The sequence below is a fragment of the Prevotella amnii DSM 23384 = JCM 14753 genome (assembly GCF_000378745.1).
Taxonomy (GTDB): Bacteria; Bacteroidota; Bacteroidia; order Bacteroidales; family Bacteroidaceae; genus Prevotella; species Prevotella amnii.
In genome coordinates, this window is record NZ_KB905294.1 from 1 (window position 1) to 21,837 (window position 21,837).

General features: G+C 32.9%; 23 protein-coding genes and 1 pseudogene. 9 read left to right on the forward strand and 15 right to left on the reverse strand.

All coding sequences use genetic code 11. The features are described from left to right. Positions 1-244: transposase (locus tag F596_RS0108405; protein ID WP_019036598.1), on the forward strand; the 244-nt coding region annotated here is incomplete at its 5' end. Positions 245-514: 270 nt separating this feature from the next. Here the strand turns inward: F596_RS0108405 and F596_RS0108410 are convergent. The 5 genes from F596_RS0108410 to F596_RS0108430 form a co-directional block, all read right to left on the reverse strand. Beyond that, positions 515-1,132, reverse strand: a complete 618-nt coding sequence (locus F596_RS0108410) for a DNA alkylation repair protein (protein ID WP_019036599.1) — start codon at positions 1,130-1,132, stop codon at positions 515-517. Then, positions 1,129-3,105, reverse strand: coding sequence for a dipeptidyl-peptidase 3 family protein (locus tag F596_RS0108415; RefSeq protein ID WP_019036600.1), 1,977 nt, complete (start codon positions 3,103-3,105; stop codon positions 1,129-1,131). Before F596_RS0108415 ends, F596_RS0108410 begins: the two co-directional genes overlap by 4 nt. Positions 3,106-3,111: 6 nt before the next feature. Then, positions 3,112-3,579: a helix-turn-helix domain-containing protein gene (locus F596_RS0108420; RefSeq protein WP_019036601.1), complete on the reverse strand. Its 468-nt coding sequence runs from the start codon at positions 3,577-3,579 to the stop codon at positions 3,112-3,114. Positions 3,580-3,970: 391 nt separating this feature from the next. Continuing rightward, positions 3,971-4,447 carry a 6,7-dimethyl-8-ribityllumazine synthase gene (gene ribH, locus F596_RS0108425; RefSeq protein WP_008449459.1) on the reverse strand — a complete coding sequence of 159 codons (477 nt, stop codon included), beginning with the start codon at positions 4,445-4,447 and terminating at the stop codon, positions 3,971-3,973. A gap of 8 nt (positions 4,448-4,455) precedes the next feature. Next, complete coding sequence (locus F596_RS0108430) at positions 4,456-5,130, reverse strand: tetratricopeptide repeat protein (RefSeq protein ID WP_019036602.1); 675 nt, start codon at positions 5,128-5,130, stop codon at positions 4,456-4,458. A 150-nt stretch (positions 5,131-5,280) separates the two neighbouring features. On the opposite strand from F596_RS0108430, the gene recF reads away from it, so the two are divergent. Together recF and F596_RS0108440 are read left to right on the forward strand one after the other, a co-directional pair. After that, positions 5,281-6,387, forward strand: a complete 1,107-nt coding sequence (gene recF, locus F596_RS0108435; protein WP_019036603.1) for a DNA replication/repair protein RecF — start codon at positions 5,281-5,283, stop codon at positions 6,385-6,387. Between the two features lie 4 nt (positions 6,388-6,391). Next, positions 6,392-6,682 (forward strand): DciA family protein, encoded by a 291-nt coding sequence (locus F596_RS0108440; protein WP_019036604.1) that lies wholly within the window; start codon positions 6,392-6,394, stop codon positions 6,680-6,682. Between the two features lie 92 nt (positions 6,683-6,774). On the opposite strand, the gene pyrF is transcribed toward F596_RS0108440, so the two are convergent. The 7 genes from pyrF to F596_RS0108475 all read right to left on the reverse strand — a co-directional run bounded on the left by pyrF (position 6,775) and on the right by F596_RS0108475 (position 13,739). After that, complete coding sequence (pyrF, locus tag F596_RS0108445) at positions 6,775-7,599, reverse strand: orotidine-5'-phosphate decarboxylase (RefSeq protein WP_019036605.1); 825 nt, start codon at positions 7,597-7,599, stop codon at positions 6,775-6,777. 38 nt (positions 7,600-7,637) lie between these two features. Continuing rightward, entirely contained in the window at positions 7,638-8,750 is a 1,113-nt protein-coding gene (gene prfA, locus F596_RS0108450) for a peptide chain release factor 1 (RefSeq protein WP_019036606.1), read from the reverse strand. Between the two features lie 245 nt (positions 8,751-8,995). Continuing rightward, positions 8,996-10,159: an AIR synthase related protein gene (locus F596_RS0108455; protein ID WP_019036607.1), complete on the reverse strand. Its 1,164-nt coding sequence runs from the start codon at positions 10,157-10,159 to the stop codon at positions 8,996-8,998. A 36-nt stretch (positions 10,160-10,195) separates the two neighbouring features. Beyond that, the gene (locus tag F596_RS0108460; protein ID WP_008449414.1) at positions 10,196-10,945 is read right to left on the reverse strand and encodes a shikimate dehydrogenase family protein; all 750 of its coding nucleotides are present in this window, start codon (positions 10,943-10,945) and stop codon (positions 10,196-10,198) included. Positions 10,946-10,966: 21 nt separating this feature from the next. Then, complete coding sequence (ubiE, locus tag F596_RS0108465; protein ID WP_019036608.1) at positions 10,967-11,701, reverse strand: bifunctional demethylmenaquinone methyltransferase/2-methoxy-6-polyprenyl-1,4-benzoquinol methylase UbiE; 735 nt, start codon at positions 11,699-11,701, stop codon at positions 10,967-10,969. A gap of 94 nt (positions 11,702-11,795) precedes the next feature. Next, positions 11,796-12,746 (reverse strand): phosphoribosylaminoimidazolesuccinocarboxamide synthase, encoded by a 951-nt coding sequence (locus F596_RS0108470; RefSeq protein ID WP_008449454.1) that lies wholly within the window; start codon positions 12,744-12,746, stop codon positions 11,796-11,798. Positions 12,747-12,773: 27 nt separating this feature from the next. Beyond that, the gene (locus F596_RS0108475) at positions 12,774-13,739 is read right to left on the reverse strand and encodes a PhoH family protein (RefSeq protein WP_019036609.1); all 966 of its coding nucleotides are present in this window, start codon (positions 13,737-13,739) and stop codon (positions 12,774-12,776) included. A 113-nt stretch (positions 13,740-13,852) separates the two neighbouring features. On the opposite strand from F596_RS0108475, the gene F596_RS0108480 reads away from it, so the two are divergent. Next, on the forward strand, positions 13,853-14,617 hold the full coding sequence (locus F596_RS0108480) for a DUF5715 family protein (RefSeq protein ID WP_019036610.1): 765 nt from the start codon (positions 13,853-13,855) through the stop codon (positions 14,615-14,617). An 11-nt stretch (positions 14,618-14,628) separates the two neighbouring features. Continuing rightward, entirely contained in the window at positions 14,629-14,901 is a 273-nt protein-coding gene (locus tag F596_RS0108485) for a hypothetical protein (RefSeq protein WP_008449461.1), read from the forward strand. Positions 14,902-15,188: 287 nt separating this feature from the next. Here the strand turns inward: F596_RS0108485 and F596_RS0108495 are convergent, their stop codons facing one another. Together F596_RS0108495 and aspS are read right to left on the reverse strand one after the other, a co-directional pair. Beyond that, entirely contained in the window at positions 15,189-15,461 is a 273-nt protein-coding gene (locus F596_RS0108495) for a winged helix-turn-helix domain-containing protein (RefSeq protein WP_008449439.1), read from the reverse strand. Positions 15,462-15,615: 154 nt separating this feature from the next. After that, a complete protein-coding gene (gene aspS, locus F596_RS0108500; RefSeq protein WP_019036613.1) occupies positions 15,616-17,373 on the reverse strand; it encodes an aspartate--tRNA ligase in 1,758 nt (585 codons plus the stop codon). 276 nt (positions 17,374-17,649) lie between these two features. On the opposite strand from aspS, the gene F596_RS0108505 reads away from it, so the two are divergent. The 4 genes from F596_RS0108505 to F596_RS0108520 are packed head-to-tail and all read left to right on the forward strand — an operon-like array spanning position 17,650 to position 21,517. After that, positions 17,650-18,501, forward strand: coding sequence for a DUF4348 domain-containing protein (locus tag F596_RS0108505; RefSeq protein WP_019036614.1), 852 nt, complete (start codon positions 17,650-17,652; stop codon positions 18,499-18,501). A gap of 32 nt (positions 18,502-18,533) precedes the next feature. Next, positions 18,534-19,538 carry a UDP-N-acetylmuramate dehydrogenase gene (gene murB, locus F596_RS0108510; protein WP_019036615.1) on the forward strand — a complete coding sequence of 335 codons (1,005 nt, stop codon included), beginning with the start codon at positions 18,534-18,536 and terminating at the stop codon, positions 19,536-19,538. A gap of 31 nt (positions 19,539-19,569) precedes the next feature. Continuing rightward, positions 19,570-20,343: an MBL fold metallo-hydrolase gene (locus tag F596_RS0108515; protein ID WP_019036616.1), complete on the forward strand. Its 774-nt coding sequence runs from the start codon at positions 19,570-19,572 to the stop codon at positions 20,341-20,343. Positions 20,344-20,395: 52 nt separating this feature from the next. Continuing rightward, a complete protein-coding gene (locus F596_RS0108520) occupies positions 20,396-21,517 on the forward strand; it encodes a glycerate kinase (RefSeq protein WP_019036617.1) in 1,122 nt (373 codons plus the stop codon). Positions 21,518-21,561: 44 nt separating this feature from the next. Here F596_RS0108520 and F596_RS11015 read toward each other — a convergent pair. After that, positions 21,562-21,837, reverse strand: a pseudogene (locus F596_RS11015) (IS982 family transposase); the annotation flags it as partial.

The window sequence follows — 21,837 nt, forward strand, 5'->3', positions numbered from 1 at the left end:
AAAGAAAAAGAAACACAAACTATTTTGTAAACGAGCAGGTATAGAACCAACAATAGGACATCTTAAAGCAGACCACCGATTATCTCGCAACTTTTATAAAGGTGTGAAAGGAGATGCTATCAATGTATTATTAGCTGCGGCAGCATATAACTTCAAAAGAGCTATGAGAGCTCTTTTGTGCCTTATAAAAAGAATCAGCATAAAGCTTGTCAGTACAAACTTTATGCTGAAATATAGTTTTTAAGGGACGACTAATTAATCTTGGAGAGACAGAGGTCTCCCTTTTTTTTATTTGTATTGCTGGTTGTTTTTTTCTCGCCGAGAGATGCAGACAATCTCTCGCTACGCTTCGAGAACGTCTGCATCTCTCGGCGAGGGCTACTCTTTTATTGCACTTCGTTTTGGAACTTGCAAAATGCTTAATTGTGTTTGACTTATTTATTTGATATGATTATTAAAATTATAAATATATAAAAAGTCCGATTTAATAAAAATAAATGAGCGAAGTAATTTTTTAGGGCTTGGCACTTAGAATGCCAACTGTCCTTTTTGCCATTGCTTCAAAATCATTATTTATATTGCAGAATTTCATTAAGCTGTTGTAAGCAGCATGCTTTATTATAATATTGTTATCTTGTAAAGAAGAGTTTACCTGGTCAAGATATTCATTTATCTCTCGGTTTTCAATTTTTATACATCTATTGAATAATCCTGAAAGTAAATTATATCCACAAATTTCATACATTTGTTTCCCAGAAGCTATCCAACGAAAGGCAAGATATAAGGCTTTATTTGTGTATTGTAGCAAATTAAAAGCTAATATCTCTGCTAATTCTTGTGTATGTACACGTTCCATCCATACTTCTATTATATCCTCTTCCATACATTCGTGAGGCATAATAAGTGTTGCTAAGATCATACATTCGCGTATATCTTCTTTCCAAAGTTCTATAGCCAGCTTATAGTCTTTACCATATTCTTTAGCTATTTCTTTAAGTTCAGGTAGAGGAATACCCCAGTTTAATTTATATAAAATTCCTTTTTCTCGCATCGATTGTGATGTTACACCATTCATTCTGAAGCGAAAAGATTGTTTTATTTGTTTTATTTTATTTTGTGTATCTACATTCATAATGTTGAGTATTCTTTAGAATAGCGTAGCATTTGTTCTGAATAAGTTTCAGAATAATCTGCTATAATATCTACGACGTTGTTGTTTTCATTTAGAATAGGTCTTAAAACAGGATTAATAAAACCTTTATATGGTGCAATATTAAGCTGTTCATATCTCTTTAAAACTTCTTCATGTTGTTTCTTATTGAGGTTGATAGCATATTTTTCTACTAAAGTACGAGCAGCATTAAAATCACCTTCACTTTTTATTCTTTGTATCTCTGCTAATTGTTTTGCAAAGATAGATCTAAGTGTTGTGTAATTATTTATTCTAATATAAGTCTTTGAGTTCTTTGAGATAAATTCTATAACCTCTTCTTCTTTACCTAAGTCCATAGCCCACCATGCTATTAAAGCTCTATTTTGCATATGTGCTTCTTCTATCTTTTTACCAGGCTTTATTCTTACTTGTTGAGTAAGAAGACCATTCATTAAGTAGCTATAATAATGTGCTTTATAAGCATCCTTATTATCAAGAAGTCCTAATTCTAATAATTTTTTATCAGCGATATAATACAAACCAAAAAGATCCGCACGAGCTTCTTCAATAGTATTCCCATAATTTTTAAGAGAACTGGGATCTGTAGATGGTAGTAATTTCCCACTACCATGTCCTAAACATTCGTGTAAATCGGTATGTAAGTCATCTGTTTTAGATCCAAACATATTAATTAGCTCATAAGTTTCTTTGTCAATAACAAATTCCTCGTAAAAACCATTTCCTTTTGAAGCAATGTTATAAGCATGAGTTAAATTACCAATAGTAACACTTTTAGATCCATATTCAGAGCGTATCCAATCGGCATTTGGTAGATTAATACCAATAGCAGTAGACGGATATTCATCACCTCCTAACATAGCAGCATTAACTACATTTGCAGTAACTCCTTTAACAGTTTCTTTGCGAAAACGTGGATCAATGGGAGAATGGTCTTCAAACCACTGTGCATTTGTGGATATAATATTAGCACGTTTAGTTGCTTCTAAGTCTTTATATTCCACAATTCCCTCCCACGAAGCCTTTAATCCAAGAGGATCACTATATACTTCTATAAAACCATTAATAAAATCTATCTGTCCTTCTTTTTCCTTTAACCATTCTATAGAGTATTTATCGAAAATAGATAAATCTCCTGTTTGGTAATATTTTATAAGTAAATTAATTACTTTTTTTTGTTGTTCGTTTTCTGTAAACTTTAAAGATTCATATAACCAAAATACAATTTTTTCTAATGCTTTACTATACTTCCCATTAATATGCCAAACGTCTTCTACTATTTTGCCATTTATTTTGCATAGAGAAGAGTTTAAGCCGTATGAAATAGGCCGCTCTTTTGACCCTTTAGCTTTTTTTTCTGCATAAAAAAATTCAACTTCTTTTTGAGAAACTCCTTCGTAATAATTACAAGCAGAACTCTTAATGAGGTCGCATCCATCTTTTTTATTAACGCGTTTGGGTAATATTTTAGGATCAAATATTATGGGTATTATTTCTTCTAAAAGCTCGTTTACAGATTCATTATTATAGCATGGTAAGACTTCTTTAGGAAGAGAGATTATGATTTTCCTAAAATATTCTTCAGAAAAGTTAGGCTCAAATTTATCAGATCCATAGTGGTGATAAATACCGTTAGCAAACCACACTTTCTTAAGATATTCTATTATGTTAAAAAAGGCTTCATCTCTTGCACCTTTATAATATAGAAGAATAGCTTCTAAGGTTTTACGAATACGTAAATTGTATTTACCAAATTGATCAAAAAGAATATCTCTTCCATACAGAGTAGCTTGTGATAAACAATATATATATTGCTTTTGGCGTAGAGATAATTTATCAAATCCTGTTAGTTTATAACGAAGTATTTGGATATCAGCAAACTGCTCATCTATATAATTAAAATTATACTTACTTTTTATTTTATTATTTTCCACTTATCCTTATATTTTTTTTAGCTTTGTGTTTCTTTTAGATTTATTATCTTCGATAGGGTGTTGGCTTAAATGACGTATTTTATAATCGCGTGGAGTTATACCATTTAATTTATAAAAAGAAGCATAAAACGATTGTCTATTAGAAAACCCCACCATATCGCTTATATCTTCCATATTTAAATCCTGATAACGCTTATCAACCAATAATGTCATAGCTTCTTCGATTCTAAACTTATTAACAAAAGAGGTATAATTTGTGTGAAATCTTACATTCACTACAGCTGAAATATAACGAGTGTTGGTGCCTAAGTCTTCTGCTAATTGCTTTGCGGAATAACTTTTATCCTTATACCGCTTTTGAATAAGAATTATTTCAAGGATCTTTTCTTTGAGATCATCCATCAAATTTGGACTAACAAGGCTACGATATGCAGCAGGTTTCTCTTTTTTTTCTGTAAGATTGTACTTTGACATAATAATGTAGGTTAATTAACGTTATGTATTCATTACTATTTTCTGCAAAAATAACTCTTATTATTGATATAATCAAATTTTATCATACCTTTTTTTCAATATATTATACAAAAGAGTTGATATTAATAATAAATATTGCAATAGGTGAGGGGATAAAGTTAAGATAATTAAAATGAAAAGTATATTTTGGGAAAGTTAAATATATAATAACTTTATTCGTTAAGCTTAGAAATATTATAACAGACAAAATAATAGAAATAAAAAAAATAGTGGCGAAAAATATTAACATCAAAAATATCAATATAATTAATATGCGCCACTATTTAGCTGAACTGTAAGTCTTCACAGATTTTACTGTTCTAATGAAATTATTTAGAGAGTTTCTTTTAATTTAAAATTTTGACATCTTTATAGCTACGACAGCACATTCATCGCCTTTGTTTCCTAATGCACCTCCACTACGATCTATTGCTTGTTGTAAATTATCTGTTGTCAATAGTCCAAATACTACAGGAATATTTTGTGTAGCATTGAGATATGAAATACCTTGCGTAACGCCTTCACAGATGTAATCAAAATGAGGAGTTTCTCCACGAATTACGCTACCTAATATAATAACGGCATCAAAACCATCGTTTTTAGTCATTTGTTGTGCACCATAAACAAGCTCAAAACTTCCAGGTACAGTTTTTACATGTATGTTTTCAGGTAGGCATCCATGTTTTTCTAAAGTTTTTACAGTGCCTTCCAACAATGCACTTGTTATTTCATTATTCCATTCAGAAACGACTATACCAAAACACATGTTACTTGCATCTGGAACTGATGCTATATCATAATCAGATAAATGATGTAATGCTGTTGCCATGATGAAATTTAATTAGATGCACGTTCTATATACTTATCAATGTCTTGATAAATAGGAGAATTAACATATTTCTTTTTAATTTCTTTATATATGTCTGTAGCTTCTTCTTTTTTACCTTCACTTTCAAGAATAATGCCAGCTTTACGCAATGCTAATGGGGCTATGCTATTGTTCGTATTTTCTTCAGCTTGATCATCTGCCATTTTTGCAGCCTTTTTAAAGCTATCTATAGCCTTATCGTTTTGGTTATTGTTAGCATATATATCACCTAAAGCCATCTGTGAAGCAGGACTAATTATTTGATCATTAGAAGTATTAAAATTTTCTGCATATTTTGCAGCGCTTGCCCAATTAGGTTTTGTACTATGTGCGTAACATAAAGCTATGTATAGATTAGAAAGATTGCCAGCTTTAGTATTGCTATAATCAGACTGAATCTTTAAAAAACCTTTTAAAGCTTGATCGTATTGTTGAGCATTGAAAAGGGTTTGACATTTAGCTAGCTCTGTACTTGCTTCTATTTCTTGAGGCTCAGACACAAAGTTTCTGTATAGAACAAAACCTACAATGATTACTACTACAGCTACTATTGGTATTATAATTTGTTTTTTGTACCTTATAAATGTAGCTTTAGAGTTGTTTAGAGTATTTTCATTAGTACTCTTTCCTTTTTGATTTGCCATTTTATATTTAATTCTTTATTGTTTTTACAATATAATTGGTGTGTAATAATTAGCGCAAAATTACTTATTTTCCCTCAATTAATAAAATATATATATATTTTTTTTCTGTGTTGCCATAAAAACGGCTACCTTTGCATATATTATATTATTATGCGTTTAGATAAGCTCTCTATAATTAATTACAAGAATATTCAAACAGCAACTTTAGAGTTGTCGCCTAAGTTGAATTGTTTTATAGGTCATAACGGTGAAGGAAAAACTAATTTGCTAGATGCAATTTACTATTTATCTTTCTGTAAAAGTGCTTTTAATCCAAAGGATTCTGAAGTGATACAACATGGAACTAATTTTTTTGTAATAGAAGGTAATTATACTAATGAGCATGGAGATAAGGAGCAGGTTTATTGTGGAATGAAAAGAGGGCAAAAAAAACACTTTAAACGTAACAAAAAAGAGTATAAACGATTATCTCAACACATTGGATTAGTACCACTTGTTTTTATTTCACCTGCAGATTCTTCTTTAATAGAAGGTGGAAGTGAAGAACGTAGAAAGTTAATGGATGTGGTTATTTCTCAATATGATGCAGCATATATAGAAGCTCTAACACGTTATAATAAAGCTTTACAGCAGCGTAATAGTTTGCTTAAGCAAGAAGAAGGGCTTGATGAAACTTTATTAGAACTCTTAGAAATGCAAATGGCAGAATATGGAGAATATGTATTTAAGAAACGCACAGTTTTTGTAGAAGAGTTACAACCTATATTTCAAAATATTTATAAATGTATTTCTAATGACCATGAAAAGGTTTCTTTAACTTATATGTCGCATGGTCAGCGTGGTAATTTGCTTGATATTATTAGAAATAGTAGAGAAAAAGATAAAATGATGGGATATTCACTTCATGGAGTACATAAGGACGATTTAGTAATGTTATTAGGAGATTATCCCATAAAACGTTATGGAAGTCAGGGGCAAAATAAGACTTATGTTTTATCATTAAAGTTAGCTCAGTTTGATTTTCTTTGTCGCACAGCATCACACAATACCCCTTTATTATTACTTGATGATATTTTTGATAAATTAGATTCTAATCGTGTGAAGCAAATAATTAATTTAGTTTCAGGTGATGATTTCGGTCAGATATTTATTACAGATACTAATCGTGAACATTTGGATAAGATCTTACATGGTGGAGATTTTAAGTATAAGTTATTTTCTGTAGAAAGTGGAGATGTAATATTCAAAGAAATATAAAAGTATGTTTAGACGAAAGGTAGAGACTTTAGACGAAGTATTGAATCTTTTATTGCGTAATGAAGGATTAGAAACCCCACTTTTACAACGACGTTTAATAAATGCTTGGGAAGTAGTAACAGGTGATATAGTGGCAAAATATACTAGAGAAAAATTTATCAAAAATCAGACTTTATTTGTTAAGATTATTAATCCATCTTTAAAAGCTGATTTATCCATGATGAAAACAGATATTGTCAAAAAGCTTAATACATATGTTGGTGCAATGATAATTGTTGATATAAAATTTTGTTAGATATAATAAAACTAATTTCTATTATCTTTTTATATTGATAAGGTTTATAATAGGGAATTTAGTAAAATTCCCTATTATTGATTTCTTATACATCAAACAATATTATTTAGTTCTTTTTCCATTTCTTGTTGCATTTGAAAGGCCTTTTCTCCTGCTATTTTAGCATAATTTTCTGTACTATCAGCATAGATAATGCCACGTGACGAATTTACTAATAAGCCACAGTCTTTAGTCATACCATATTTACATACTTCTGCAAGATCTCCTCCTTGTGCTCCTATACCTGGAACAAGTAAGAAATGGTTAGGTACAATTTTTCGGATATCTTTGAACATTTTACCTTGTGTAGCCCCTACAACATACATTATATTTTCGTTGCTGCCCCATTGTTGTGTCTTTTTTAGTACTTTTTCAAATAGACGTTCATGGTCTTGATTTTCAAAGAATTGAAAATCAAGACTGCCTTTATTTGAAGTAAGAGCCAAAATAATAGTCCATTTTTCTTTATATTTCAGGAAAGGTTTTATAGAATCTTCACCCATATATGGTGCTATAGTAAGTGAATCTACATCATATTCTTTGAAAAATGTACGTGCGTACATTTCTGAAGTGTTACCAATATCTCCACGTTTAGCATCAGCTATTATAAAATGGTGTGGATATGATGTTTTTAAGTATTTTACAGTTTTTTCGAAAGCAAGCATTCCCTTTATTCCTAAACTTTCATAAAAAGCTAAATTAGGTTTGTATGCTACGCAATAAGGCGAAGTAGCATCTATGATAGCTTTATTGAAAGCAAAAATAGGATCTTCCTCATTTTTAAGGTAAGAAGGTATCTTTATAATATCAGTATCGAGTCCAACGCATAAGAAAGTTTTCTTTTCAAATATCTGAGTTATTAGCTGTTCTCTATTCATGTGTATAAAAGTTTAAATATTTTGATAATTTATATTTATTATAAATCTGCTTCTTTCATTTTTTCTGCATTTTCTGCTACAGTGAGGGCATCTATCATTTCTTGTATATTACCATTCATAAAGCCAGGTAGGTCATGAGAGGTAAAGCCTATGCGATGATCTGTTACACGTCCTTGTGGATAATTATATGTACGTATTTTAGCCGAGCGATCACCAGTAGAAACCAAACTTTTACGACGGTTTGCTATATCATTTATATATTTTTGATGTTCACGATCATATATGAAGGTGCGTAATCTTGAAAGTGCGCGCTCTTTGTTTTTAGGTTGATCACGTGTTTCTGTACATTCTATTAATATTTCCTCTATTTCCCCCGTGTTAGGGTTTTTCCAAGGATAACGCAAACGTACACCTGATTCTACCTTATTTACATTTTGACCGCCTGCACCACTAGAACGAAATGTATCCCATTTTATATCTCCTTCGTTAATATTTACTTCAAACTTATCTGCTTCTGGTAAGACTGCTACTGTTGCAGCAGATGTTTGCATACGTCCTTGTGTATCAGTAGAAGGGACACGTTGTACTCTATGTACTCCTGATTCATATTTTAATATACCATAGACTCCTTCTCCAGAGATAGCAAAATCTATTTCTTTAAAACCTCCTACAGCTCCCTCATTAATATCGGTTACTGATAAAGTCCAACCTTTCTTATCACAAAAACGCTTATACATATTAAATATGTCGCCAGCAAAAAGAGCAGCTTCGTCTCCACCTGTACCAGCACGTACTTCCATTTGTACGTTTTTAGCATCTTCAGGATCTTTTGGTACAAGCAATAGCTTTATTTCTTCCTCTAATTTTGGCTGTAATATTTCATTATCGCTTAGCTCTTCACGAGCCATTTCTTTCATGTCTGGGTCATTTTCATTAGCAAGTATATCTTTGGCTTCTTTGATGGTAGTTAAGCATGCTATATAACGTTTGCGAGCTTCCATAATATCTCCCAAATCTTTATATTCACGTGTAAGTTTTACATATCGTGCTTGATCATTTATAACATTAGGGTCTGTAATTAGTGTAGATACTTCTTCAAACCTTGCTTCTAAGCCATCGAGTTTATTTAATATGTTATTATTGTCTATCATATATTTTGTTATTGTCTTTTATTATTATTCGTTCTCTGCTGCAATAGGAATATTTTTTGTGTGCAGTAGTATCTTATTTACTTGTCTGAGGTTGGGAAACCTATAAAAATGCTGATTAAAGCCTCTTTAGAGGAATTAAAATGTATCTTATATGCTGTTAAAGTAGCTTATAATGACTGTTATGAATTTCTTTAAAATCTACTAAGTTTTTTTAATAGCATCTTTTATAGTCATATTTATTTCTTTTAATATTCAAACTCTCCAAACTCAGACTTTATAACAAGACTCTTTTGTCCCTCTTCTATATGTCCTACTATTTGCGCATCAATATTGAATGATTTGCTTATAGAAATAATATTTTCAGCTATTTCAGGGGTAACATATATCTCCATTCTGTGTCCCATGTTAAAGACTTGATACATTTCTTTCCATTCTGTACCACTACTTTCTTTTATAGCTTTGAAGAGGGGAGGAATAGGGAACATATTGTCTTTTATTATCTTGCAATTATCATTTACAAAATGGAGTACCTTTGTCTGAGCACCACCTGTACAATGTACCATTCCATGAATCTCACTACGATATTTATCTAAGATTTGCTTTACTACAGGAGCATAAGTTCTTGTAGGAGAGAGTACTAACATACCAGCATTAAGAGGGCTGTTTTCTACAGGATCTAATAACTTATATTTCCCACTATACACTAATTCCTTTGGTACTGAATGATCGTAACTCTCAGGATAATGTTTTGCAAGATATTTATTAAACATATCATGTCGCGCACTTGTTAACCCATTACTACCCATACCTCCGTTATATTCTTCTTCATACGTAGCTTTACCTGTAGAGCTAAGTCCTATTATAACATCTCCTGGACATATATTTGCATTATCTATTACATCAGAGCGTTTCATTCGGCAAGTAACAGTGGAGTCTACTATAATAGTACGCACTAAATCGCCAACATCAGCCGTTTCACCTCCTGTTGGATATATGCCAATACCCATTTTACGCATATTTGCTAAAAGCTCGTCAGTACCTTTTATTATAGCAGCAATAACTTCACCAGGAACAATCATCTTGTTACGTCCTATAGTGGATGATACGAGAATATTATTCACAGCACCCACACATAATAAGTCATCGGTATTCATTACAATGGCATCTTGAGCTATACCTTTCCATACGTTTATATTACCTGTCTCCTTCCAATACATGTAAGCTAAAGCCGATTTAGTTCCAGCGCCATCGGCATGCATGATGTTACAATACTCTGGATCACCCCCTAATATATCTGGAATAATTTTACAAAAGGCCTGTGGGTATAAACCTTTATCTATATTCTTTATAGCATTGTGTACATCTTCTTTTGTGGCACTTACACCACGCATCATATAACGATTGCTCATATATTTTATTTGTGTTAATGATCTTTTGTAAATATTTTATTCTTTACTATTCCAAAAATCCCAACTGACAAAGGCTTGAAGTAAAAGCATTTCTAAACCGTTTTTTATAGTTGCACCATGTTCAGCTCCTTTTTTCATAAACAAGGTATGATCAGGGTTATAGATTAAGTCGTAAAGAAGAGTCTTATTGTTCATAGCATCATAAGGTAGCTTTGGATATGTGTCCACTTTCGGATACATACCAAGTGGGGTACAGTTAATAATGACATTATAGAAACGTATTAATTCAGGTGTAACATCATCATAAGAGATTTCACCTGAAGAAGGTGTTCTTGATACAAATAAAGTTTCTAACCCTAACGATTTTAATCCATAGTTAACAGCTTTGGCTGCTCCTCCTGTACCTAATATGAGAGCTTTTTTATGCCATTGCGTCATAAGAAGAGGAGAGATACTTCGTGTAAATCCTATCACATCACTATTAAATCCTTTTAGTATTGTTTTATTTCCTTTGTGAGTTATACGTATTACATTTACAGCTCCAATAGCTTTAGCTTCAGGACTTAATTCGTCTATATAAGGTATTACTTGTTCTTTATAAGGAATAGTAACATTAAGTCCTTTTAGTTCAGGATTGGTTGCTAAGATTTCATAGAGATTATCTATTGTAGGAATTTCGAAATTAATATACTTTGCGTTAATCCCCTCATTTTTAAATTTCTCATTAAAATATCCTATAGAGAATGAGTGTCCTAAGGGGTAACCTATAAGTCCATATTTGTCCATACTTTCCTTATATAAAATGAATTATTTTTCTGCTAAATACATCGTACAGATACCAAAGGTAAGCCGATTGAAAGACGTCTTATTAAAGCCTGCTTTTTTAAAGATATGCATCATTTCTTCTCCCTGTGGGAAGGCTTCTATAGTTTTATTTAAATATTCGTAAGCACTTTTATCTTTTGAAATAATACGTCCATATAATGGTAAAATGCTGTTTGAATAAATGTGAAAAAGCTGTTTTATAGGGAAAGATATTGGAGTAGTAAGTTCCACTATACTTAGATGACCTCCAGGTTTTAAAACACGAAAAATCTCTAATAAACCTTTATCTAAGCTCTGGAAATTGCGAATACCAAAAGCTGCTGTTACTGCATCAAAAGAATTGTCGCTAAAAGTAAGATTTAGACAATCCTCTTTTTGAAAAGAGATAATATTAGAAAGACCTTCTTTCTCCACTTTTCCACGCCCAATATTCATCATACCTTCAGAGAGGTCAGCTCCTATGAGGTGTATTGGATTGAGCATTTTAGCTGCAAGAATAGCAAAATCGCCAGTACCCGTGGCTATATCTAAAATCTTTTGTGGATTATATGGTATTAGTTGCTCTATGGCCTTACGGCGCCATCTTTTGTCTATGTCCCATGATAGGTGATGATTTAGTTTATCATAGGTTGGGGCAATGTTATCAAACATTGTCTCTACCAGCTTATATTTTTCACTATTACCTCCGTAAGGCTTTATTTTTTCTTGCTTATACACTATTATTTCCCTCTATACTTATAATTGTAGAAATCCCATAAGGTACAGATAAATACTGACCTTATGAGATCTTTTATATTTTACTTAAAAGTTGCTATTTGCTTTTAGCTAAGTAATCTTTTACATTTTCTTCTATGCGCCTTGCAATATCTCCAGTATATTCTTGCTTTTTAAAAGGTTCGCCAGTGATATGTTCATATAGCTCAATATATCTATTGCTGACGCTTTCAGCATATTCGTCACTTATATATGGCATTGTTTGACCTGGCTCGTTCATAAAATTATGATCAATAAGCCATTGCCGTACAAACTCTTTTGACAACTGTCGTTGAGGTTCGCCTTTTTTTAATTTTTCCTCATAGCCTTCTGCATAAAAATAACGACTCGAATCTGGGGTATGTACTTCATCAATAAGATAGCATTGACCATTACGTTTACCAAACTCATATTTAGTATCTACCAATATTAACCCATGCTTAGCTGCAATTTCTTGACCACGAGCAAATATTTTCCTTGTCCACTCTTCTATTATATTATAATCTTCCTCAGACACAATACCTTGAGCTATAATCTCTTCACGTGATATATTCATATCGTGTCCTTCATCAGCCTTTGTTGTTGGCGTAATTATAGGTTCAGGGAAACGTTCGTTTTCGCGCATACCATCAGGGAGTTTTACTCCACATATTTCACGGCAGCCTTTTTGATATTCTCTCCAAGCCGATCCTGTTAGTATGGAGCGGATAATCATTTCTACACGAAAACCTTCACATTTTAATCCAACAGTAACCATAGGATCAGGAGTTGCAAGCTTCCAATTTGGACAAATGTCCTTTGTTTGGTCAAGGAATTTTGATGCAATTTGATTTAATACTTGTCCTTTGAATGGTATTCCTTTAGGTAACACCACATCGAATGCTGATATACGATCAGTTGCCACCATTACAATGAGATCGTTATCAATGTCGTAAACATCACGAACTTTACCATGATAAACGCTTTTCTGTCCATCAAAATTGAAATTGGTTTGTGTTAATGCTTTCATTTCTGTGCAATTAATTATTTTTATATATCAATTAGGATTCTGTTTTACTGCTATTTCTTTCTTGTCATGTGCTTGATAAGCTTTTACTATGCGTGTTACGAGCTTGTGGCGTACTATGTCTTTAGAATTAAGCTCTATAACACTGATACCTTCTGTATCACCAAGAATATTTAATGCCTCACAAAGACCACTTTTTTGTTTTTGTGGTAAATCGATCTGAGTAATGTCGCCTGTAATGATCATTTTTGAATTCCACCCCATTCTAGTAAGAAACATTCTTAATTGGGCAGAGGTAGTATTCTGTGCCTCGTCAAGTATTATGATAGCATCACTTAATGTCCTTCCTCGCATAAAAGCAAGCGGTGCTATTTGTATAATATGTTTACCTATCATGTCCTGAAGCTTAGCAGCTGGGATCATATCTTCTAGAGCATCATATAAAGGCTGTAAGTAGGGGTCTATTTTTTCTTTCATATCACCTGGAAGAAACCCTAACTTCTCTCCAGCTTCTACTGCAGGACGAGAAAGGATAACTTTTTTAACTGCCTTTTCTTTTAGAGCCTTTACTGCAAGTGCTATGCTTAGATAGGTTTTGCCTGTTCCTGCAGGACCTACGGCAAAGAGCATATCATTATTTTCAAAAGCATCTATTAAAGCTTGCTGATTAGCTGAGCGACTTTTTATGGGACGCCCCGTTACAGAATAGACTATAACATCTTTAATAGCATCAGATTTAACCTGCTTGCCTTTTATTATGTCAAGGATATCTTCTGATGTAAGCGTATTATATCTTATTATATGTTTACAAATGTTTTCGATACTTTCTTCTATCTTAGCTATTTCTTCCTCATCTCCAAGAACACGAATAATATTATCGCGTGCAATAATTCTTATTTTAGGAAAAAGCGACTTTATCATGAGTAGGTGCTCATTACCCACTCCATAAAAAGTAACAGGATCTATATCCTCAAGAATAATATGCTTCTCTATCAAACTTAATATAAACTTTAATGAAACAAAGGCAAAGTTACTATAAAATCCTTATACTCGCAAATATTTCTTAATTCTTAATATTCTTTTAATCAAATCTTGTTACCTTTGTAAATATGAAGAAAAAATCAGCAAAGATAAAGACTTGCGTTATTATAAGTTTTACTTGTTTTTTTTTAGGTTTAGTATTGATACGCTTAATTTTTCCATCTTTATCAAAGAAACATTATAGCAAATCAAATAATACTTATTATAATAACGGTATAAGTGTAAGTGCTAATATAGGGCATCAAAATCCACCGTTTTTTTTAAAAGCAGATGGCTCTTTAATAAGACATCATATAATAGGAGTGCCCGATTATGACACGAGTTTCCCTGATATGAATGACGTGCAATTACCTTCTGCAAAGAAGAAAGGAGTTAAACCTGTAGAAAACCGTTCGGAAGCAGAGCATCGCAAGCGAGAATTAGTCTTCATAGGATATAATCCTTACTATGAAGTGAAAAAACTTTATAATAGCATTCCTTATTTAGTACCAGATGCAGCTATATTGTTGCAGGATATAGGTAGAAGTTTTATGGATTCGCTACAAATAAAAAATATCCCTATAAATAAAATTTTAGTAACATCTGTCTTACGTACTAAAGAAGATGTTATAAAGCTTAGGTCTTTTAATCGCAATGCTTCTGAGAATAGTTGTCATCAGTATGGTACCACCTTTGACATAGCTTATAATAAATATTATGCTATTACACGCTCAGTAAGAGACGATACTCTTAAATGGGTGCTTGCAGAAGTTCTTAATAATCTTCGTTCTAAAAATCGTTGTTATGTTAAGCATGAACGTCATCAAGGTTGTTTTCATATAACTGTGAGATGAAAAAAGTTGTTATGAAACTAAGCAAGGAATATAAGCTTATGAAAGCAAAACTAATTTTAGGTGGAACACTATTGTTGTTATTTTCATCATGCTCAAATGATAATGTTCTACTATTATCTGTACTTAATGACGACTTAAAGTCCTCAAAGACAGAGTTTGCGGCATTATTTAAATCTGATGACAAAGAAAGTCTTAAAAAAATTATCTTAGATACAGATTTACAAAAAGCAGCAAGGCTGCTAATGAATGGAACTTGGGGTGGTATGAAAATCTCTAAAAAATAATATAATATGAAGATTTTTTTGCATTACTTATGATGCTATGCTTTTCTTGTATGGCATTTGCTCAAAAGAGAACTGTTCAAATAGAAGCAGGTTTTACATATCCGATAGGATTAGAAAAAGATGGAAATAAAGAAAGCCATTTAGGGGGTCAGTCCTAAAACACAGTTGCACCCCTTAATAATGCAATCTTTAAAAATGATAATATAAAAAACAAAAGGAGCATATATCTTATATATGCTCCTTTTATTAGATACATTAATCTAACTTAAAATCTTTTAGAGATGTTATTAAGCTAATAAAACCTTTTTACCATCACCCATTATCTTACCTTCTTTGAATAACCAACCTAAACCAAGAAGCGTTTCCTCTACACTAATCTTAGCTACAGAAGCAATTTCTTTTACGGTAAGACTTTTTTTAGCTGATGCCAAAGCCTGATAAACATCACCTGCTTTGAAACCAATGTTCTCTGCGTTAATTGCCACCTCTACTTCCGCTTTCTTAGCTACTGCTTTTTTAGCTGTAGTTTTCGTTGCAGTTTTTGTTTTTTTTTCTACCATCTTTCTTGTAAAAATCTAATTAAAATAACAATCTTATACCGATGACAAAGATACAGCTAACTTATTAAAAAATGGAAAAAATTAACAAGAAAAGCTTGTTGTCTTCTGTCAATTCTTTAAAAGATTATTATTTTTTGATATAAATCAAAGATATTTAAGATTTTATATTTAACTTAATTTGAAGCTCGTCAAGCTGAGTTTTGTCAAGTGTAGAAGGTGCATCAAGCATTACATCTCTACCACTATTATTTTTTGGAAATGCTATACAATCACGGATACTATCCAAACCTGCCATTATACTAACAAAACGATCTAAGCCAAAAGCAAGTCCTGCATGAGGTGGAGCTCCATATTTGAAGGCATTCATTAAGAATCCGAACTGCTCTTCAGCTCTTTCTTTAGTAAACCCAAGGTGTTTAAACATACGTTCCTGAAGCTGTGTGTCATGAATACGTATAGACCCTCCTCCTACTTCAATACCATTACAAACAAAGTCATAAGCTAAAGCACGTACTTGTTCTGGGTGTTCTTCGAGTAAAGGTAAGTCTTCAGGGTTTGGCATTGTGAAAGGATGATGAGTAGCCATTAAACGTTGCTCTTCATCGCTCCATTCGAATAAAGGAAAATCTATTATCCATAAACACTTAAAAACATTTTTATCACGTAGTCCTAAACGATCTCCCATTTCTAAACGTAAAGAACAAAGCTGTGTGCGCACCTTATTTGGTTTATCTCCAGATAATATTAAGACGAGATCCCCTTCATTTGCTCCTGTTGTTTTCTTTACCTTCTGAAGCTGATCTAAGGTATAAAACTTGTCTATAGAACTTTTTATTGTTCCATCTGTATTATACTTAATAAAAACTAATCCCTGTGCTCCTATCTGTGGGCGTTTTACAAAATCAGTAAGCTCATTAAGCTGCTTACGGCTATATCCAGCGCATCCAGGTACAACAATTCCACCTATATAATTAGCTTCGTTGAATACAGAAAACTCACCTGTGCCTTTTAGGTCGTTTATTAATTCTACAAATTCCATTCCAAAACGCAAATCAGGCTTATCTGATCCAAAACGTTTCATGGCTTCTGCCCAAGGCATTTGTTCTAATTTAGGAAGTTCTACTCCACGAATCTCTCTAAATAAAACACGGCACATTTCCTCAAACATGTTAATAACGTCATTCTGATCTACAAAAGACATTTCGCAATCAACCTGTGTAAATTCTGGTTGCCGGTCTGCACGTAAGTCCTCATCACGGAAACACTTTGCTATCTGAAAGTATCTATCAAACCCTGCAATCATTAATAGCTGTTTTAGTGTTTGCGGACTTTGTGGTAAAGCATAAAACTGTCCTGGATTCATACGTGAAGGCACAACAAAATCGCGTGCTCCTTCAGGCGTAGATCCTATAAGTATAGGTGTCTCTACTTCTATGAAATCTTGAGAATCTAAAAAATTGCGTATCATTATAGTCATCTTATGGCGAAGCTCTATATTTTTACGTACAGCTGCACGTCTAAGATCTAAATAGCGATATTTCATACGCAATTCATCGCCACCATCTGTATTATCTTCTATGGTAAAAGGTGGAGTTAAGGCAGGGCTTAAAACATTGAGCTCTTTTACAATAATTTCTATATCTCCTGTATCAATCTTATTATTTTTGCTATGGCGTTCATTTACTATACCCTTTATTTGAACACAATATTCACGCCCTAACTTATTAGCTTCTTCGCAAAGATCAGCATTATCAGCTTCATTAAAAACTAACTGTGTAATACCATAGCGATCGCGTAAATCAATAAAGGTCATACCACCCATTTTCCTTGAACGCTGCACCCATCCAGACAGCGTTACCTCTTTACCTGTATCGGTAAGACGAAGCTCACCACAAGTTTTTGTACGATACATAAGCTATATATGTTTTATTTATTACTCTTTGTTTGCAAAGTTAATAAGTTTATATTGAAATTAAGAAATTTATTTAGTAAGATATATTATCATGCCTATATAATATAATAAGCATATATTCTTAATTAATATTTCCTATTATAGTATTACTTGTACTATTCTTTGCATATTTGTACCTAAATAAGTACTTTTGTACGGTAAAAGGATAGTTAATATGATGGACAAAGATAGCACTCTTTATTAATTTGCACTGTCCAAAAATATAAAAAGGAAAATATGAAAAATTTAACAATCTTAGTAGTAGTTTTTTTTGCTACAATAGCTTGTATGTCAGTAGGGTGTACAAGTAAGAAAACCAGCACTCCAAGTGATAGTACTGTTAATAATTCTATTACTGCAGATTCTGTAGAAGATGAAGATTCTGCTTCAAATGTTATTGCAGAAACTCCTATGCCAAAGGCTGCAGATCAGTTGTTTGATGATTTCTTTTTTAATTTTATTGCAAATAAGAAATTGCAGCATAATCGTATAAAGTTTCCTTTATTTGCTAATAAATTTGGAAAAATTACCCATATAAGTGCTAATAGATGGATAAACGATCGTTTTTTTCGTTCACAAGGATACTATACTCTTATTTTTGATAACGAAGATCAGGCTAAATACGCACAGTCTACTGATATTGATTCTGTAATAGTAGAAAAGATATTTTTAAAGGAAAATACTGTAAAACAATATTGGTTTGATCACCAAGAAGGTAAATGGATGATGAATCAAATACGTGAGTTAAACTTTAAAGATAGCTATAATGCTAACTTTCTAAACTTTCTTAAGGATTTTTTCAAAAAGAATGGCGAGGGTATGATAAAGAATCCATTATCATATAAAGGGGCAGATCCTAACGGCGAGGAAACTAATATTATTAACACTACTATTGCTGCAGATGAATGGAATACTTTTTTGCCAGAAATACCAAATGATGTAATTTACAACATTCTATATGGTCAGAGATATAAGCCAGGAAACAAAAAGATACTTGCTTTCAGGGGTCTTGCCAATGGACTGGAAACCGATCTTATTTTCCATTATAATGGTAAGAAATGGCAATTGGTAAAAATAATAGCTTTTTAAAGAAGGCTTTCACTTTTTTTTTGACAGAACTAATGAAAAATTATACTCACTATAGCTTGCAAAAACATAACACCTTTGGCATTAATGTGCAATGTAAAAGGTTTATAGAATATAATACTGTTGAGGAAGCACAAGGCTTAGCTCGCTCTTTAATCTCTGTAGATGAGCCTTTACTAATCATAGGTGGGGGAAGTAATCTTCTGCTGACAAAAGATTATGAGGGAACGGTAATTCATTCAGGTATTAATTTTTTGAAACAAATAGATGCAGAACGTATACAATGTGGATCAGCTTTTATATGGGACGACTTTGTAGCTTATTGTTGTGATCATGAGCTATATGGTGCAGAAAACTTATCTTTCATACCCGGAGAGGTAGGAGCAAGTGCGGTACAAAACATAGGAGCATATGGTGCAGAGGTTAAAGATATAATAGAAACAGTAGAAGTAGTGGAGTTAGCTACTGGTGATGTAAAAACACTAACTAATGCCGAATGTGCTTATAGTTATCGTCAGAGTAAATTTAAAAACGAATGGAAGAATAAATATTTGATAATTTCAGTAACATATAAGTTAAGTAAAAAATATTCTCCTAAGCTTGATTATGGAAATATTCGCAAGGCTTTAGATGAAAAGAAAATAAAAGATCCTACAGTACATGAGCTTAGAACGACTATTGTAGAAATAAGAAAAGCTAAGCTACCAGATCCTAAAGAAACAGGTAATGCAGGTAGCTTCTTTATGAATCCTATTATTTCTAAAGATAAGTATCTAATGCTTGTAAAGCAGTTTGGTGAAATACCACATTATACAATAGATGCAGAACATGAGAAAATACCAGCAGGCTGGATGATAGAACAATGTGGTTGGAGAGGAAAACACTTAGGTAAAGCAGGCGTTTATGATAAGCAAGCATTAGTTTTAGTAAATTTGGGGAATGCCAGTGGGTTTGATATTGTAAAGTTATATCGTACTATTCAGTCAGATGTAAAGCAAAAATTTGGAATAGAGATTTATCCTGAGGTAAACATAAAGTGAGTGCTCTCTTGATATAAAAGAAAGAAAAAAGATGAAACTTAATATGAAAGTAACCTTTTTAGGTACAGGAACTTCTAATGGTGTACCTTTCATAGGTTGCAATTGCGAGGTGTGTAAAAGTACTGACCCGCACGATAAACGTCTTAGGACTTCTGCCTTGATAGAAACTGAAAATACACGCTTACTTATAGACTGTGGACCTGATTTTCGTCAACAGATATTACCTTATCCTTTCCGAAAGATTGATGGAGTGTTACTCACACACATTCACTATGATCATGTAGGAGGAATAGATGATCTGCGTGCTTTCTGTTCTCTTGGTGATATTGATATTTATTCTAACAAGCACACCTGTGATGGGCTTAGACATAATATGCCTTACTGTTTTACTGATCATCTTTATCCTGGAGTTCCAAAACTTAATTTGCATTGTATAGAGCCTCATCAGAAGTTTAGTATAGGCGATTTTGAAATAGAACCTATTGAGGTTATTCATGGTAAGCTACCTATCTTAGCCTATCGTATAGGAACATTAGCTTATATTACTGATATGAAAACTATAAATCCAGTAGAAATACCATCGCTAAAAGGTGTAAAAACGCTTATTATAAATGGTTTACGCTGGGAGCGTCCACATCACTCACATCAGCTTATCCCTGAAGCTATAGCCTTTAGTCAGCTTATTAAAGCCGAACAAACTTATCTTATACATATGACTGATAAGGCAGGCTTTCATGCCGATTCGCAAAAGCGTTTACCAGACAATGTACATTTTGCTTACGATGGATTAACACTTCTTTTATAATAATATTATAAATATTACTTTCACCTTATTATATATATAGAGAGAGGTATTTATGAAAATAGTTGTTGCTTTTGATTCTTTTAAGGGGTCATTGTCTGCGCAAGATGCAGTTAATACTGTAAGTAAGGCTATTAAAGAAGTAAGTCCTTTTGCTAATATAGTTAAGCTGCCACTTGCTGACGGAGGAGAGGGCACTACAGAAATATTAGCATACTACTTAAATGCTTCATGGACAAAATGTAAAGTGCATGATGCTCTTATGCGTCCTATTATATGCAAATATGCTATTAGTAAAGATGGTAATACAGCTATTATGGACATGGCATCTGCAGCAGGGCTAACATTACTCTCTAAAGAAGAACGTAACCCTATGTTTACCACTACTTTTGGAGTAGGTGAAATGCTTTGTGATGCTGTTGGTAAAGGATGTAAACATATACTATTAGGTATAGGCGGTAGTGCTACCAATGATGCTGGTATAGGAATGCTTACGGCTTTAGGCGCAAAAATATACGATAATGATAGGAAAGAGGTGATACCTATAGGTGAAAATATGCAAAATATAAGTACTATAGATAGGAGTAACCTGCTCGACTTAAGTGCTATATCTATAGAAGTGATCTGTGATGTTACCAACCCTCTTTACGGACCTAATGGTGCAGCCCATGTCTATGCACACCAAAAGGGAGCTAATGATACAGAGATTGTTGCTTTAGATAGAGGACTACGGCATCTTTCTACATTCTTTTCTATATCTCCAAACACTTGCGGATCTGGAGCGGCAGGTGGTTTGGGCTATGCACTATTATCGCTTAATGCGCAGCTAAAGGTTGGGGCAGAGGTAGTTTTTAATGCTGCAAAGCTATCTTACCATATAGCTGATGCCGACCTTATTATTACAGGTGAAGGAAAGATAGATAGTCAGACACTTTGTGGAAAATTACCTTTCGCTGTGCTTAAAGTGGCAAAACAAGCCAAAATACCTGTGGTGGCATTGGCAGGATGTGTAGAAGATAAAGACCAACTGCTTATGGCTGGCTTTAAAGTAGTGAAGAGTATCAATGATGTTTGCCCTACTTCGCTATCCATTACCCAACAGATGTTGCCCATAGTAGCCACTAAAAATCTATCCGAAACAATAAAACAACTGCTAAAAAAATATCTACACCCTTAAGAAATAAAACAATATAAATAAACAGAAAATACCCGTTGGCGGAATTAAGCCAGTGCATACTTGACTCTTCCAATGGGTCTATTATTAATGTGATTTAAATATTGCATTGCGGTAAAGGCACTGATTTTACCGATAATTCTTGTAAACAATCCTACTGTTTCCTTTGCATAGTTGCGGCAAATCATAAATTGGTCGCACATCTGCGAGAAGTCTGTTTCAATCCTTTTTCTCGCCTTCGCAAAAGGAATAAAAGTAGGTTTCCAATTCTTTTGATTGTGCCGATAAGGAACTTCCAATCTGATATTTGCGGTTTCAAATAA